The organism is Pseudomonas sp. P108 (genome assembly GCF_032613195.1).
In the GTDB taxonomy this organism is placed as follows: domain Bacteria; phylum Pseudomonadota; class Gammaproteobacteria; order Pseudomonadales; family Pseudomonadaceae; genus Aquipseudomonas.
Genome location: NZ_CP126691.1, coordinates 988363 through 1002772, shown reverse-complemented (window position 1 = coordinate 1002772; position 14410 = coordinate 988363). Strand labels below are relative to the sequence as shown.

Annotated in this window: 15 protein-coding genes, 1 tRNA gene and 1 pseudogene; 4 read left to right on the top strand and 13 right to left on the bottom strand. The window is 48.4% G+C overall.

The annotated features are described in order from the left end of the window. Positions 1–136 precede the first annotated feature (136 nt). The 4 genes from QOM10_RS04235 to QOM10_RS04220 form a co-directional block, all read right to left on the bottom strand. Positions 137–212, bottom strand: a tRNA-Thr gene (locus QOM10_RS04235). Between the two features lie 189 nt (positions 213–401). Further along, positions 402–899 (bottom strand): hypothetical protein, encoded by a 498-nt coding sequence (locus QOM10_RS04230; protein WP_316917662.1) that lies wholly within the window; start codon positions 897–899, stop codon positions 402–404. A gap of 4 nt (positions 900–903) precedes the next feature. Continuing rightward, entirely contained in the window at positions 904–1500 is a 597-nt protein-coding gene (locus tag QOM10_RS04225) for an MbcA/ParS/Xre antitoxin family protein (RefSeq protein ID WP_316917661.1), read from the bottom strand. Continuing rightward, complete coding sequence (locus QOM10_RS04220; RefSeq protein WP_316917660.1) at positions 1493–1906, bottom strand: hypothetical protein; 414 nt, start codon at positions 1904–1906, stop codon at positions 1493–1495. The genes QOM10_RS04225 and QOM10_RS04220 overlap by 8 nt, the downstream gene beginning before the upstream one ends. A gap of 93 nt (positions 1907–1999) precedes the next feature. Between QOM10_RS04220 and QOM10_RS04215 the strand changes: the two genes are divergently transcribed. The 3 genes from QOM10_RS04215 to QOM10_RS04205 all read left to right on the top strand — a co-directional run bounded on the left by QOM10_RS04215 (position 2000) and on the right by QOM10_RS04205 (position 4839). Beyond that, positions 2000–2314, top strand: coding sequence for a helix-turn-helix transcriptional regulator (locus QOM10_RS04215; RefSeq protein WP_316917659.1), 315 nt, complete (start codon positions 2000–2002; stop codon positions 2312–2314). A gap of 207 nt (positions 2315–2521) precedes the next feature. Further along, positions 2522–3772, top strand: coding sequence for an RES family NAD+ phosphorylase (locus QOM10_RS04210; RefSeq protein ID WP_316917658.1), 1251 nt, complete (start codon positions 2522–2524; stop codon positions 3770–3772). A gap of 41 nt (positions 3773–3813) precedes the next feature. Further along, on the top strand, positions 3814–4839 hold the full coding sequence (locus QOM10_RS04205) for a YiiX/YebB-like N1pC/P60 family cysteine hydrolase (RefSeq protein WP_316917657.1): 1026 nt from the start codon (positions 3814–3816) through the stop codon (positions 4837–4839). Between the two features lie 137 nt (positions 4840–4976). On the opposite strand, the gene QOM10_RS04200 is transcribed toward QOM10_RS04205, so the two are convergent. The 9 genes and pseudogenes from QOM10_RS04200 to QOM10_RS04160 all read right to left on the bottom strand — a co-directional run. After that, positions 4977–5300: a hypothetical protein gene (locus QOM10_RS04200; protein ID WP_316917656.1), complete on the bottom strand. Its 324-nt coding sequence runs from the start codon at positions 5298–5300 to the stop codon at positions 4977–4979. A gap of 134 nt (positions 5301–5434) precedes the next feature. Further along, positions 5435–5728 (bottom strand): hypothetical protein, encoded by a 294-nt coding sequence (locus QOM10_RS04195; RefSeq protein ID WP_316917655.1) that lies wholly within the window; start codon positions 5726–5728, stop codon positions 5435–5437. Beyond that, on the bottom strand, positions 5725–6342 hold the full coding sequence (locus tag QOM10_RS04190) for a nucleotidyltransferase domain-containing protein (RefSeq protein WP_316917654.1): 618 nt from the start codon (positions 6340–6342) through the stop codon (positions 5725–5727). The genes QOM10_RS04195 and QOM10_RS04190 overlap by 4 nt, the downstream gene beginning before the upstream one ends. Before the next feature lie 2 nt (positions 6343–6344). Next, complete coding sequence (locus QOM10_RS04185; RefSeq protein ID WP_316917653.1) at positions 6345–7250, bottom strand: pentapeptide repeat-containing protein; 906 nt, start codon at positions 7248–7250, stop codon at positions 6345–6347. A 27-nt stretch (positions 7251–7277) separates the two neighbouring features. Continuing rightward, entirely contained in the window at positions 7278–7460 is a 183-nt protein-coding gene (locus tag QOM10_RS04180; protein WP_316917652.1) for a hypothetical protein, read from the bottom strand. Between the two features lie 9 nt (positions 7461–7469). Further along, on the bottom strand, positions 7470–8123 hold the full coding sequence (locus QOM10_RS04175; RefSeq protein ID WP_316917650.1) for a DUF6338 family protein: 654 nt from the start codon (positions 8121–8123) through the stop codon (positions 7470–7472). Positions 8124–8330: 207 nt separating this feature from the next. Beyond that, entirely contained in the window at positions 8331–9080 is a 750-nt protein-coding gene (locus QOM10_RS04170; protein ID WP_316917649.1) for a hypothetical protein, read from the bottom strand. A 125-nt stretch (positions 9081–9205) separates the two neighbouring features. Further along, complete coding sequence (locus QOM10_RS04165) at positions 9206–10747, bottom strand: hypothetical protein (RefSeq protein ID WP_316917648.1); 1542 nt, start codon at positions 10745–10747, stop codon at positions 9206–9208. A 74-nt stretch (positions 10748–10821) separates the two neighbouring features. Next, positions 10822–11143 (bottom strand): annotated as a pseudogene (locus QOM10_RS04160) (MFS transporter); the annotation flags it as partial. Between the two features lie 191 nt (positions 11144–11334). On the opposite strand from QOM10_RS04160, the gene QOM10_RS04155 reads away from it, so the two are divergent. Next, a complete protein-coding gene (locus QOM10_RS04155) occupies positions 11335–14070 on the top strand; it encodes a TrlF family AAA-like ATPase (protein ID WP_316917647.1) in 2736 nt (911 codons plus the stop codon). Positions 14071–14410 lie beyond the last annotated feature (340 nt).

The window sequence follows — 14410 nt, the reverse complement described above, 5'->3', positions numbered from 1 at the left end:
TTCATTAATGGCGCGAATCGGGGCGCTAGAGTCATCGCTAGCAAATTATAACGGCTCTAACATCGTAGATATTCATCGACGCAAATTATAAATGATTGAAGCAATCCCACTTCGATAAATAGAATTGATTTAATTATGGTGCCGGAGACAAGAATCGAACTTGCGACCTCCTGATTACGAATCAGATGCTCTACCAACTGAGCTACACCGGCCTTTAACTTACCTTAGGGAAGGTAGCAGATCCCAATGAGCGCGTCGATACATCAAAGTCCTCCTATGAGCTGCTTATAACCTAAAACTATTAAAAACCCGCTTATTATAAATATCAACTCTCTTCACAACATACAAACCGAGCACCGTTCTAGCCACATCCGTGACCTTTTGATTCGTAATGGTTTGGTTCAGAACTCATCAGTGTAGAAGCCCCAGTCGCTAACCAACTCATCTATGGCGAGCGAAATCCGTGATTCCGCCATCAACTCCGCAGGTGTGTAGCTTAGCGCCACAGCCACGGCCATCGCAAAGTCATCTAGGCATTTCGGATCGTATGGCCATATTTGGAGCTTCATCACTGAAGCATCCTTTGGGCAATACTCGTCGACGAACTCCACCACCCCCGTCAGATGGGTAAATTCTTGTAGAGATATAGCCCAAGTTTTTTGTAGGCAGTCCGCTAACATCGTACGGTTATCCAAGTACGTGTCCCCCGTAATAGTAAGCGCCGGATGACTGAATGCACGCACGTAAAACGACGTCAACCTAGGCGACGATACGAGACTTCGCACCTGTCTCAAATTTACTGGCCCTTGGTTGAACTCCCATTCCAGTTCACGGCGTAAGTGCTCCTGTAGATATGGGTGATTAGCCATCACCACACTTGTAGCGGCAATTAATTTCATGAGGTCACACTCCAACCCCATGTTCTAGACGCTTCAGCAGAGTAAAAATCGCCCGGCACCCCTCTTCCGTCGCAAGCATTTCGTAGGGTCGCCGACCGCCGAAGACAGTTCGTTCCTGCTGCACCCAAAGTACTGCACCCGCTCCGAAAAACGACAAAATCAAATCTACGGCTTGTGTATAGCTGGCGAGGAAGTCTTCGTCAGCGTTGTGAGGTTCGATTTGGTGCGAATGCTGCCGCTCACGATGTTTACCACAGCGAGCCAAGAGCCAGCCTTCAAGATTTATCACTTCGCCCGGCTTGCCGCACAGCTCACAGACACAGCCTGAAACCAACTCGGCGATGTCGAAAGCAGCACCGATACTCTCGTCCCCCCCACGGTGATAAATGCGAAGCTGACCGAGCTTCTCTTTCACTTGCGTGACTTTCACGTCGAGTGCTCTCCGCTCGGTACGTTGTCGGATCAGCCGCAGACTTGCTTCGATGAGATCAGCCCAACCGTCATTGCATTCAAAACCGAATGTAGCTTGCTCGGAGAAGTCTTGCGGAAAAAGCAGGGGCCGGTACTGATCGGCAAGGTGCCTTTCAATGAAATTATTCATTTGCCTTATCGACCTTGGACCACAGCGTTTTCCTAGGATGCACAAGCAACTCGGAAGGGTAGATTTTTCCATCCATCAGCTCGTAGCAGAATCTCTCACCTACCGCTTGGATCGCTCTAATTGGCTCCATCAACCATGTGCCTTTTTCGTTCATCCAGGGCGGGGAGACGAGTTGGATCTCCAAGATGAATTCCTCGGGCGCATCCCTAGAGACCAGCCCAAGTAGGTACTGAGCGGCCGGGATCATGAATTGTTGCTGTGAGCAAACGCCTTCGTCGAACGTCGCGTACGTGACAAAAAACCACTCATGGTTCGTTGTCTGCGAGACGTAGGCCCAACGGTGCGTTCCTTCCTCCAAGACGAATAGCGGACTTTGCAATCGTGCGTTCTCGTGGGTTTCGAACATATTATCTCTCAAAGAGTTTACTAACGGCGTACTATAGTACGCTGCAACCAGAAGCTCAATGTGGCTACATACTCCTTTTTTGGAGGTAGCCGCATGCGCGAGCTGAATGACGCATTTGCGCAGGCTCTAAGGGATATGCGGCATAAAGCTGATTTGGCTCAGACTGACTTCGCACCGAAGGTCAGCCGAGAGTACATCAGCCTGCTGGAGCGTGGACTTCGCTCGCCAAGCCTGAAAGCCATTGATGATCTTGCGGAGGGAATGGGCATCTCGCCACTGGCACTCGTGCTCCAGTGCTACCTACATCGGGACCCATCCACGAGCTTTGAAACACTGCTAGCAAAGGCAGTGCGTGACGTCAGATTGGAAATGATCCCTGGCAGGCGCAAAGATGAGGATGCTACCTAGGCTGCCCAGCTGCCATTGATCACAATGAGGAACTCATCGAGCTGACATCGCCGCGCTGAATGAAAACGACCTGAAAGCCTTCAGAAGCGCTCTTCTGCCAAAGCTTCCTTCGAAAACGCAGCCATTCACGACCAGACTTAAGAGTTCACACTGCAATTTTTATCAATAATGGATGTGCGAGATAAATATTCACTAAAAGGGGAAAATATGATTTGCGCTGACTGCATAAAACCGGAACCCTTAAAGTTCTACATAAATCAGCATGGCGATCATGCTCGTTGCTTATACTGCTCAAATCAAACCCACTGCACTCCCAAAAACGAGCTTATAGCTTACATTTCAGACCGATTTAGTGAATCGTATTGCCATACCGACAGACTTTCTGAATACGAACAGGCGATGGTGTTTGATGCTAGCTCTGGAATTGTAGATATCCATTGGCTTGAAACAATAGTCCTCGAACACTTTGAACTTGGCAACGAAGAACTTGCAGATGAAGTTATTGAATACATCGGTAGCAACCTAGAGAAGCCTGACGATGGAAGCACACACACTTACTTTTTAAACGACGGGACGCAAGAGCACAACGTTTATCAGGTTCAGTGGGAAAGCTTTCGTCAAGATATCGTTCATGGACACCGTTTTTTCAGCAACACAGCTTATTCCTTCCTCGACTCGCTCTTCAACTTTATAAGTCCTGCCAACTTATTAGAACCAAAATTGATTAAAGTGCTCGATTCTGGTGACGTTGTGTATAGAGCAAGACTGGCCAGGGATGAAGCTGAGCAAAAAAAAATAAGTGAACGTCCCGCGTCAGAACTTGGGCCCGCTCCACGCGACAGAGCTAGTAGCCAAAGAATGACACCTAGTGGAATTTCGGCTCTCTATTGCTCATTTGAAAGAAATACCTGCCTAAGTGAACTCCGCCCGATAGCAGGAGATATCGTAATCTCCGGCGCATTCAAGCCACACAACATCCTTAAACTTCTACAACTCAATGAACTAGATAAGCTAAACAGATCCGACCTGACGCCTTTAACTCCAGGCTTTTCCGATGCGTCACATGCTTTTGAATTTTTGAAACAACTGATCCATAAAATGTCCAAACCAAAAGGTCGTCAAGACGAGCTTAGCTATATCTCTACGCAAGTTGTTTTTGAGTATTTAAGAAAAAAATTCAACACTCAAATAGACGGAATTACTTATCCTTCTGTTCAAACCGGATACAAAGGCATAAATTTAGTTTTGTTTCCTGAGCATTCTCGCGTCGGCATTACAGACGAGGAATGGGAAAACCCCGACCATCCACCAAAATTAATACATCAGAAAGGAAGTTTGATTTTTCATAAAATCGCCGTAATTCAAACTTTAACGCATGACTTTGAAAATTTAGATTTCATAAACTTCGATGAATTAACTCGAAGGCGCCTTGGTTCAGATTTTGGAACTATCAACTAAGACACTCATTTTTTGCGGCCAACTGGCCCAAAGGATCACAGATGTACATTCTTGATACCAACAATCTTCGGATAGGCGACATCATTCTGACGGCTCAAGATGAAATGATCAGCAGGGCTGTCCGCAAGCTGACGGGAGGTCCGTTCTCGCACGCCATGCTGTACGTCGCAGATCACAGCTACATTCATTCGGACGCAGATGGAGTTCATTCTGCCAATACTCAGCGTCTGTTATTCGCCAAAGAAGGACATGTCGCAGTGTTTCGTCTACAAGGTGCCGATTCGAATGTAATACAGCGTGCCTGTGCCTATGCGCGAACACAAATCGGCAAGCAGTATTCTGTTCCCGAAGCAGTTAAATCTAAATTCTGGCGAGCGGGTGGCAAGCTTGATGAATCGAACCGACAGTTCTGCTCGCGCTTGGTTGCTCAAGCCTATGCCTATTCAGGAGCGCAACTCGTTAGCAATGCCGAGTATTGTTATCCGATTGATTTTGCTACTTCGCCACTCCTTCATGCCGTACCAGACACACTTCGACAGGCCACCTCCAGTGAAATTCGGTTCGCCGAATCCGAAAGTCCGATTGAACGTCAGGCAAAGGCGACAAATTTTATTTTGCAGCAGATTCGCAAACTTGCGGGCGCCGATATTCAGACCTTTGAGCAGCTCTTACCCTTCCTCATTGAGCATCCACAACACGATGGAGCCATTTGCGAGATCGTGAAAGCTTCAGGATATTTAGATTTATGGAAAGAGGATTTGCTACGAAACCCGTGGCGCTACGATGCAGCGGAGTTTCTGAAACTGCCAGGATCCAATGACGATAGAGCACAAGTCGCGCACAGAGAATTACCTGCGGCAAAGCAGCAACTTCAGCAATTCAATTTTATGTATGGGCAGTACATGAGTCTATGGCAGCAAACCAAGCTCCAATACTTTGCGGCCGAACTTCAGCTGTACATAAACTTGATGGATGTCACCAAAAAAAGGATCGATGCGGCGCAGCAAATCATTGCTGTTAGGTCATCGCCCCCCTGTTCTCAGCGAGCAGAAAAAAAATTTGACTGATCTAAGCCAACCCAACATTTCTGCCGGTGTAAAACCTAAAGGTTTGTTGGTTAAGATCGCCAAGGTGGCGAAATACCTCGACGGACGATTTAATTACGACCCACTAACAAATCTTGAAAAGTTAATGGGAACCGTTACTAAATTGACTTCACCGATACCAATTCAAAATATTTGTATTTTTGCTTTTTTGCCTCAGCTTTTGCTTCTTGTTCGGCGACAAGCGTACTTAAGGTATTTGCATCGTAAATAAACACTTCGGCACACCCTTCAAATTCTTTGGTAACTCGTAGCGAAACCCTTAGCTTCGGGGAAACTGATTTAGCGGGGCTGCGAGACTTCAAATCAGACGGCCGCTTTAAGGCTACCGCCGGGGTGGACGTATTTGGCGGCGTTGAATCCAATCTATTTGAGGAGCCAAAAAGCGCTTGGCGCATCTCTTCTTCACTCAGTTTTACGTTCATCTCAATATCTCACTACACTTTTATATGGACGCCGTAGGCTTGCTGGATTTTATTATCCACCGCGCTGCGATGAGGCAAACACAGGTACTACTTAAAATTGCCGATATTTGAAGGCAGTAATCCGCCGAAAGCAGTCATATGGCATCAACGATCTTCGCAATTCTTTGAGTCAACTCCAGAACTTCAACCGATAGTAGCCGATACTCATCCGTAACTTGTTCCTGGCTTTTATTAGCTAGAAAAAAAAGCTTATCGGCCGACTCGTAGACTGCACGGGGCAGATCGGCGGTGGGATCAATTCCATTGGCACGAACCCAGCGGTCGATAGCACCACTAGAGAGACCATAAAGCTCCTCCATCCAATGCTCGCGATTAATAAGGTTAAGAATTATGCGCTGAGCATCAATTCGGTTATTGAATTCAATCATGGCGAATTCTGGCTCCGTAGCGCTTCCATCCACCGCGGAACGATGGCGACTGCTTCGATAGCGGTGATGACTTCTTCGTGCGTTATGTTTTTCCCGTAACCCCGTGTCGATAGTAATCGTGCACGTGTCAGGATGGAGAACACTTGCGAATCGATATCTAAGCTTGGTTGCACCATCAGAGGAGACTTCCTAGAGAAGATGGGATGACCTAGCGAAAGCGAATGACAAGTTGCGAAATTGCGGATTGCCAAGAACATGCACGAAAGGTGGAAGGTTGCACTGTTCGAAGACTCCCTCAATTCGTGGAAAGAGCGATCGAAAAGTATTTTGAATTTAGTGCAATCTACGGCATCTGCCGTGTAACGCGCAGGCTTCCCGAGGTCGCTCAGAAAGTCTGTGCCATCCGGTGAAAACAGTAACCTCGACTCTAAATGCAGGTGCCAAGCGAACGGATTACCTTCTTTCCACAAAGCCTGAATTCGCTCATATCGATACACGGAGTATTTTTCGTGATCAATATGCTCTGCTGGACCGTCGATACAGGCTAGGAGATCGACATCTGATCCTAGGTCAATCTCGCCACGGCAGATAGAACCAAAGGCGTAAATGTGCATATTCATCTCCGCCCGAAACGTTTTACAAGGATTGCTGTGAGAAAGGCGAATCCAACAAGACGCGTACCAGCGATAATTGACGAGAACCAGATAGGATAAGGGTGCGGGGTGGCGATGCCGAAGAACACTCCAGGAGAGGCCGCGAGGCTTGTGAGATAGGCCGTTAGATCCCAAGGGTTACCGAATTGATAAGTATCGTAAAACGCTATTAGCAGATGAACCGCTACGATTGCCCGCAGGAGCTTAAGCGTATTCTCGCCATTGCCCCAGATTGCATCCAGCGCCCTGAATTCAAGCCATTTGATGAACTGTGGCACCTTCTTCCAGCCCGGATACTTATCTCGGTAATATGTCTCCCTTGATGACCAAGATTTTTTCAGATAACTCGATGTAGCCTCCAACTCGTGTGAAATCGCCCGATTGACAGCTTTGGCATCACCGATTTGCTGAAAATTCATTCGAAGCGATCTTGCAAACCGCATCTTCAGGTTTTCCTCGCGCGGCGCCTCTCGCTCAAGGATGTCATCGTCGATTTGGCAACGCTCGAAGACCGCATACTCAAACTTGCATCCAGAGAATGCAGACTGATGGAAATTACAGCCAACGAACCGGCAGCCGGTAAAGTCGCAGGAATCGAAATTACAGTTATTGAAGTAGCAAGCGTCGAAGACGCTGTGTTGGAAGGAGACTTTTCTAAGCGTCTGTTTTTTGGCGTTTAGTCTGACGTACACCTTGAACGCATAGTCCTTAGGCTCGTTCTCGACATTCCTGCTGACGTAAAGATCCGTGATAACCTCCCGGTTACCTGGCAGTAGTGCCTCACGCGGCTTCCGCTGCACGATGCTGGAGACCCCGTCTGTTATTGCCTCGACGCCTGCGCTCTCTGAGGGTGGGTTCTCGTCCATCATATTTAGCTTATGCTGGTCTTATACATATCAACGCTCCTTCGGCGGAGAGGGTACGTTCGTCGGGCTATCACCATGGCTAGTAGGTTGGTAACCAGCCCCAGGTTCAGGGCGGCTGATAGGAACACTTTCGACAGGTTGATAGCCCTTCTCCAGCCGCTCTGGTTGATAGCCGTTATTTACAAAAACAGGTCGATCATTATCTTTGCTCATTTCTTATTCCTAGGCGTTATAGTTCAGAAACTCGATGTGAGATATCTCGGTTGCCCCAATGAGAACCCCTGCGCTCTCCTTGACCGCTCGCTGTAAAACTCCGTTTTCGACCAACCATTCTTCTTCCAGGTAAATCTGTTCAACAGCCGGTGCGCTTGATGCAAAAGACTTAGTCCCGTATCTACCGCCGATTTTTTCGCCGCTTTTGAAATGGACGATAATCCAATACTGTTTCCGCTGCTGAAAAACAAAATCCCAAGATTTCGCCACAGGGTGAGGTGCGTTTTTCTGAAAAATATTCCAAGTTCGCATCCATTTCCACAGCACCACCCAGAAAATCGGGGCCACGAATAGAACTAGGACGTAGAACATGCAGTACAACATCGGATGCACTGTACGAAGGACGCTATGTTCAATAGCCATAATAGGCCAGAGAAGCAATGCATAATTTATACAGCTATATGCCACTGCATCAATAAGTTGATCAGATGCATTTCGCTGCACACCCGGATAGAACAACTGATAACATTTTATGCTTATGAAGCCAGGTATCACAAAAGCAATAAAAAGTACCAGTTTGTCCGCTTCCCATATTTCCATATCCCCTCCAAGCGATCCTGCGACATGACGACAGTGTGCCACTACGACGTTCGGTCGCGCCATGCCTTTAGGTCTATATCCGCCGTCAGTGTATTGGCGCAAAAAAATTGAGCTGAGTACCCTCTTCGCAACGCGGCATCAACCACCGCGCAAATGACAATTGAGGGGGCACAGCTGGCGAAAATGCCTTCGAAAGGCTGTGGGGCTTTTTCTGTAAAAGGAAAGCCTAGGTCATCGTGACATAGACAGAAAGCAACAATCGAGCAAGCATCAGAAGGTGTGACGCGGGATTTTCCGTCTCGCGGCTCCCTCCACGGTGAAGCTGGCCAACTCGCGACCATCCAAAACAAGCACTCGGTCAAACGTTTGGAAAGTGCTTTTCTCACGCAACATATGGAGGAGGTATTCGTCAGCGAGATCTCGCCTACGAGCAGGCTCATCCCAATTATCGTAGATCAGCAGCCAGTTCTGCGTGAAGCTATTGAAGCCGGGCTTGTTGGCCTTCTCCACTTTGCTCGTTACAACGTGAGCCAACGCTTCCGCCCATTCCTTCGCACCGTTACCAACCCAACCGCCGCCGGGATTATTGGCTCGAATCATGTCCCTGAGAACTGCTGGATAGATTTTCTCTTCACCCAGGACGGCCTTCCGGGAGAAAAAGAATTGCGCCTCATCATCTTTCGAATCAGTCAGGTCTGGTTCCGACTCCCGCAATTTGTCCATGCTGGCGGTATTTTCTGAAACTGCCTCGGTCACTTCGACTCCGACCTGATGAGTCGCCATTATCAGGAGAAAGTCTGGACGATCACGGTGAACCACCTGGACGGGATAATTCAACTCGTTAGGGGGAAGTGTATTGAGCATGCCGACTATGGAATAAATCTCACAGTGATCGGTATCTCGCCCCTCCGAACGCAGAGGTACATGCGTGTCAATCTTTCGTATCTTGCGTTTCCTTCTCCGCTTATCGATAGCAAGGACCAGCATTTCATACGGTTTCTGGGGGGTGCGGCTATCCATATGCGGGAACCATAGAGCAGCCCTAGGGCGGCTTATCTGCTGGAAGGATACGAGGAACATTATCCGCCGCATTGGCAAGCTGGTGGAGTTCAAAAAGACGATCAGCTTCAGAGCTGCTTCCAGGTCTATTTTTGCGGAGCAGTCTCAGGCTGAGCAGGAAATGCAACGCGCATTTCATCCACCATCGATTTGAGGATCTCTCGTAACGGTTGCTCTCTGCCCAGTTGCTTCGACCACTCATTGATATGAAGCTCGAAATTGAATTTTTGGGTCATCCGCTCAGAATCAGCTTGTTTAGCCTTCTCCAGGGCTTCTACTAAACCAATTTTTTCGCTTGCTACCAGACACATCAGCTCTTCAAATTCATGAATCGTGAGGAAGTAAATATTCTCGACGGGGATCAAATATTGCTCAGCATACTTGGATCGTATTTTTTCGAGCACTGCATCTCCTACAACGGCTGCGAAAGTGACTCCGTTCCCGATGTACAGCTCTTTGTATGTAACAGCGAGCAGGTAGGTAGTGGGACGCTGACGAATCACGGGATGATCACCGCCCAACGAAGCGATTCGAGCAGCAACCTCATGCCCTTGTTCGAAAGCTTTAATCAAGGACGTTTGTGTCGCTCGACGAACATCCCCCCGTTGAAACGCAACCCTACCCCGCTGCGCCATTTCCACACCTTTCGCATCGATCAGCACATTCGAATCACCATCAGCCACAAAGAAATCGACGACTTTCCCTTGACCCGGGAGGATCAGATTCAATTCGCTCTCATTGGCTGTCGGCAACCCTGACTTGCTCAACCAATCACCTACATACTTTTCAAACGACTTACCGAAAGCGTTATTGAACCCTTCGACGTCCGCTCGCTTGAGGTAGTCGTAGATGAAGTGTCCCAAGGATCGCTCAAGAACATGAGGGGACACACACCAATATTCGGAGCGAACCTTGATGAGTGGGTGTTTTAGGAAGGGCGTTTGCTCCAAATACTCGTTCGGATGGCGTCCGTCCTTGTCTACCTCTTCTAAGGTGCGATGCAAATCGCCAACTTCGACAGAAATGGTACGTAGATAGGCGTCTACGGCCATCGGCGTAAATGCGGGACAGAGGCCAAAAAGAGTTTCTCGCTGAAGCACAGGGCCGCTTCTCTTCGTACTAGCAAGAATCGCAAAAGAAAGACGCAGAAAGTCCTGTATAGAAACACCGGTGCCCTTCAGGAATCGAGTTTTGAAGTAATGATTTTCCGGGACTTTTGCGAACAAAAGCTCCTGACGAGCAATATCAACCAAGCCGCTCTCTGTCTGATGAAAAAACTGCTGGTAGGCCACCGCCCGGAAAAAAAGCCGCACGTCTTCGTACTCATCGGGCAGGCTACCGGTTTCCGTTAGGTCAAGGACCTTTTGTAGCAACTCAAGAATTTCATTCTGAGAGATAGAGGGACGCCTCAATGGGCTATTTACTAATGGGTCCAGAAAAGTCCATTTTATAAACAACATGATCAACCATGGCTGCTTGGATGCCTGCTCAAAGCGATCCTTGGTAGGAGCGTATAGATACCTCAACGCCGCGCCCAATAAGCTGAGCGGATCGTAGCGTCGAATAATGCGTTGAATTTCCGTCAAGCCTTCGTCGAAACGCTTTGCTGGGATCGGCAGCTTCGCCATGAAAGTGGCATCCTTCTTTGGGACCAATGACATTCTTACATAGTGTGCGATGCCAAGACGCCTTTTTGGAGGGATTAAAACACCTCAGCATGTCCCGGTAACGCAATAGAAGTTAATACAGCGAGCACAACGAAAGCGCTCGATATCCGCAATCACACCCACCCCATAAACCTGATAAACACATCTGGAGAGCGCCGTACCTATCAATCGCCCTATGTCGTTTGACATGTAACAAAAGACTACATCCAGCGACACTCCTTCTTCCTTGGCATAGGACGCGATCAGATAGCTGAGGAGCGACGAACTCACAGGCACACGAAAAACCATCAATCCACCCCGCAGCAACACCTGTTGCGACAGCCCGGTGCTCAGCCGGAGAGCAATCGCCGCCGGTAGGCTCACCCCTAGCCGCAAGGTGTTCGCAAACCCTTTCAGAAGCCCCAACTAAAGACGCTGCTCAGGTATGCTGAGTACCAGGCTATTAGAGCTAGCATGCAGGTATATAACCAAGCTTCAGGATGCCAGTACCGGCATGAGAACCCAGCACCTGCGAGGTGCTAAAAAATCAAAGACGAGGAAGTCGAAGAGTGCGCACCTTTCCAAAAGGATCAGAATGGCGACTATGGGATCTCCACATCCATACCCCTGCCTCCTACAGCTATAAAGGGGGAAGTTTTTCAAGTATGTCGCCGGAAGAAAAAGCTGCTGCAATTACTAAAATCGTTTCCAATATCAATGAAAGCGATGTAGCAGTATATGCCATCAACGACTACTGGACTTTCGACGGCTATCTTGAGCTTCGCAAGGCGCATAAGGCTGGTGAAGTAATACACAAAACAGTCTTTCCAGCGATTGAGCTTCGAATCGAATCAGCAACGAAACATCGCCTAAATATTCATGTTCTTTGCTCTGATAAACTGACAGACCAGCAGCTAAATGATTTCAAGGGCCAACTCCGTCTTCGGCTAATAGACCGCCCACTCTCGGACGAGGCTCTGATTGAGTATGCTCGCCGGTTGGATGCGGTAAAAGCGAAGAAGCACGGTGCCAAAGACGGCTACTTGGACGATCCAGTTGCGCTTGCGCGCATCGGGGCGGAAACGGCTGAGATAACCAAGGCGTCGTTCGAAGCTGCACTGAAAACCATTCCCGAAGATCTCCGCCTGGTTATGGTTCCCTATGACTGTTACGGCGGGATGGAAAAGATTGATTGGAAGGTTCAGCCGTCTGAAGATATCTATTTCATGCAGCTGGTGGACATTGTTGAGGAACGTGATCAAGAAAACATAGACTTGTTCGCCTGCCGAAAGACACCGGCGAATGAAACGTTCATTGATAATTTCGTGGCAACCATCGGAGGCCGACCGAAGCCTTGCGTCTCAGGTAGTGACGGACATTCTATTGCATCTTTCAAGACGTGGCGTGCTGAAACGAAACTCAAGAAGACATGGATCAAGGCTGATCCAACTTTTGACGGCCTTCGGCAGATCATCTTTGAACCGACCGCTCGGGTGCGAGTGCAAGAATCGAATCCAGCTGAAAGCTACATAAAGCCCTTTGTGAGTTCGGTTTCAATCGCTCAGGAGCTTTCACCATTTCCCGATAATCCGCTGTATGAAAACCCTCGTTTTGGCGTCGAGCCTGAGCTTGCCATGAATAGTGATCTTGTCTGTCTGATTGGTGGGCGTGGTACAGGTAAGAGTTGTTTGGTGGACTATCTGGGTAAGGCATTCGGCTCAGCCACCAAAACCTCGCCGTATGTTTTAAGTGAGCACTTCTCCGTCGTTTTCAACAAAGATCTCACCAGCACGGCGACGCATCATGCAAAAGAAGGCGCTGAGCTTCCCTTTGTCTATATCTCACAGAATGAGGTAAAGACGAAGGTGACGATGGGAACTGTCGGAGAAGAGATCAAGCAGATGCTCGGCATTCAGGGTCTGTCGTTTGACAGTGAGGTGGATGCCAAGTCCCACGAAATCCTGTCTGTAGTGGAAAAACATAAGGAATGGTTCAAACAGACGGACGAAAAAGGTGAGGTAATTTATGATCGGATAAGCATTGAATCTCAAATCTCCAGAAACCAGAGCCTGCTTGATTCGATTACGACTGAAACAAATAAAGAAAAGCTTGAGCGTTTCACGGCCAATGTGTCGAAGGTATCGGGAGCCCAAGAAAAGATACGACGTCTCGCTCTGTTGAAAGAGGAGCTGGAAACGTTCAAAACGGGATTTGATCCGAAGGCGACCACCATCGATCCGAGTATTCCGCTGCTTGAAATCACCGCGCAATTGGACGTTATTCGTCTGCTAAGAGAACAGGCAACGACAGAGATTAAGGCGTGCGAAGAAGACAATGAGAGAATTCGCGCTGATTTTGCACTGGTTTACACCGGAGATCTTTCTGGGTTGCTACAGAATGCGGAATCTTACCGAAGTACCATCGAGGCTTTGAGGTCTAAGCTCGCAGCGATCCAAGAGAAACAAAGGGAACTCGACGAGGCAATCCTTAAAAGAGCGACAATACCTGCGTTGATTGAGGGAGAGATAATCCGTCAGAAAGATGCAATTGAAGCTAGATGGAAGGCTGTACAGCAAGGCCACCCTGATTGGACCCTGGAACAGAAAGATCTGATGAAGAGAATTCTATCAGACCGGCAGATCACCCTTGAAGGCCGTATTATTTTCGATCAGGCGTTGTTCCTCGCGAAGCTAAAGGAAGTCCTGAATTTAAGATCGTTTCGTGCCACTGCCGAATTTTCCACCGAGGATAGAATTCGGGAGGTCTTTCCGATCACTGACGCGACTTCGTTCTTTAATTTTATGCAGCAACGTCTCCATCCTATTGAGGAAGACGGCTATATTTCGGGCAACCTTGCATACCTGTTTTACAACGTTGCTCAGCGGTCAGCATTTCTCCGTGTTGAACCTGTGATTTCGTATGGAGGTCGTCCTCTCGAACGTCTGTCGGTTGGGCAGAAGGGAACTGTCTACTTATGCTTGAAACTCGCGACCCAAGCGTTTACTCAGCCGTTGATTTTTGATCAGCCAGAAGACGACCTCGATAATGAGTTCATCATAGAGGAACTGGTCGAGATTTTTCGCGGCATAAAACAGTTTCGACAGGTCATTCTCGTGACACATAACGCAAACCTAGTAGTCAACGCGGACGCCGAACAAGTGGTCGTTGCGGAGAACGTAAATGGAGTGCTGAAATACACTTCAGGCAGCTTGGAGGCAGTGGCAACCAATAAAGCGGTCCGTCGGGTTCTAGAGGGTGGTGACGAGGCATTCTTGAAGCGGGAGCTTAGGTATAACCTTAAGTAAGAAGAGACTGTTCTCCTATTGCCAAAAACCGCCCGAGCGACTCTTATTCGGGTCTAAAATAGCAGGGCCCCTTCGTCGGCTTTTGTTCAGAGGGGGCCATGTTTAGATGATCTGCATGAGCCAGGCTCGGCGTCGCCTTCTAAGGCCCGTGAACAATATGGATCGTCTGTGATCACAGAGAATGGCAAGCCTGTCTGTAATTTAGGAACAGCTCAGTAATTACCACACCGAAAACTTTAAAAGACGCTTGCCCCGCCAACCAAACTACGACTATGGCCCATCAACAATTATTGCTGAGCCATAGTGTCTAACGACTCGACGTTACTCATGGAGCATCGGA

Excerpts from the sequence above, each read along its gene's own strand:
- QOM10_RS04230 (WP_316917662.1), bottom strand. The coding sequence starts at position 899 with ATGAAATTAATTGCCGCTACAAGTGTGGTGATGGCTAATCACCCATAT.
- QOM10_RS04225 (WP_316917661.1), bottom strand. The coding sequence starts at position 1,500 with ATGAATAATTTCATTGAAAGGCACCTTGCCGATCAGTACCGGCCCCTG.
- QOM10_RS04220 (WP_316917660.1), bottom strand. The coding sequence starts at position 1,906 with ATGTTCGAAACCCACGAGAACGCACGATTGCAAAGTCCGCTATTCGTC.
- QOM10_RS04215 (WP_316917659.1), top strand. The coding sequence starts at position 2,000 with ATGCGCGAGCTGAATGACGCATTTGCGCAGGCTCTAAGGGATATGCGG.
- QOM10_RS04210 (WP_316917658.1), top strand. The coding sequence starts at position 2,522 with ATGATTTGCGCTGACTGCATAAAACCGGAACCCTTAAAGTTCTACATA.
- QOM10_RS04205 (WP_316917657.1), top strand. The coding sequence starts at position 3,814 with ATGTACATTCTTGATACCAACAATCTTCGGATAGGCGACATCATTCTG.
- QOM10_RS04200 (WP_316917656.1), bottom strand. The coding sequence starts at position 5,300 with ATGAACGTAAAACTGAGTGAAGAAGAGATGCGCCAAGCGCTTTTTGGC.
- QOM10_RS04195 (WP_316917655.1), bottom strand. The coding sequence starts at position 5,728 with ATGATTGAATTCAATAACCGAATTGATGCTCAGCGCATAATTCTTAAC.
- QOM10_RS04190 (WP_316917654.1), bottom strand. The coding sequence starts at position 6,342 with ATGCACATTTACGCCTTTGGTTCTATCTGCCGTGGCGAGATTGACCTA.
- QOM10_RS04185 (WP_316917653.1), bottom strand. The coding sequence starts at position 7,250 with ATGATGGACGAGAACCCACCCTCAGAGAGCGCAGGCGTCGAGGCAATA.
- QOM10_RS04180 (WP_316917652.1), bottom strand. The coding sequence starts at position 7,460 with ATGAGCAAAGATAATGATCGACCTGTTTTTGTAAATAACGGCTATCAA.
- QOM10_RS04175 (WP_316917650.1), bottom strand. The coding sequence starts at position 8,123 with ATGGCGCGACCGAACGTCGTAGTGGCACACTGTCGTCATGTCGCAGGA.
- QOM10_RS04170 (WP_316917649.1), bottom strand. The coding sequence starts at position 9,080 with ATGGATAGCCGCACCCCCCAGAAACCGTATGAAATGCTGGTCCTTGCT.
- QOM10_RS04165 (WP_316917648.1), bottom strand. The coding sequence starts at position 10,747 with ATGGCGAAGCTGCCGATCCCAGCAAAGCGTTTCGACGAAGGCTTGACG.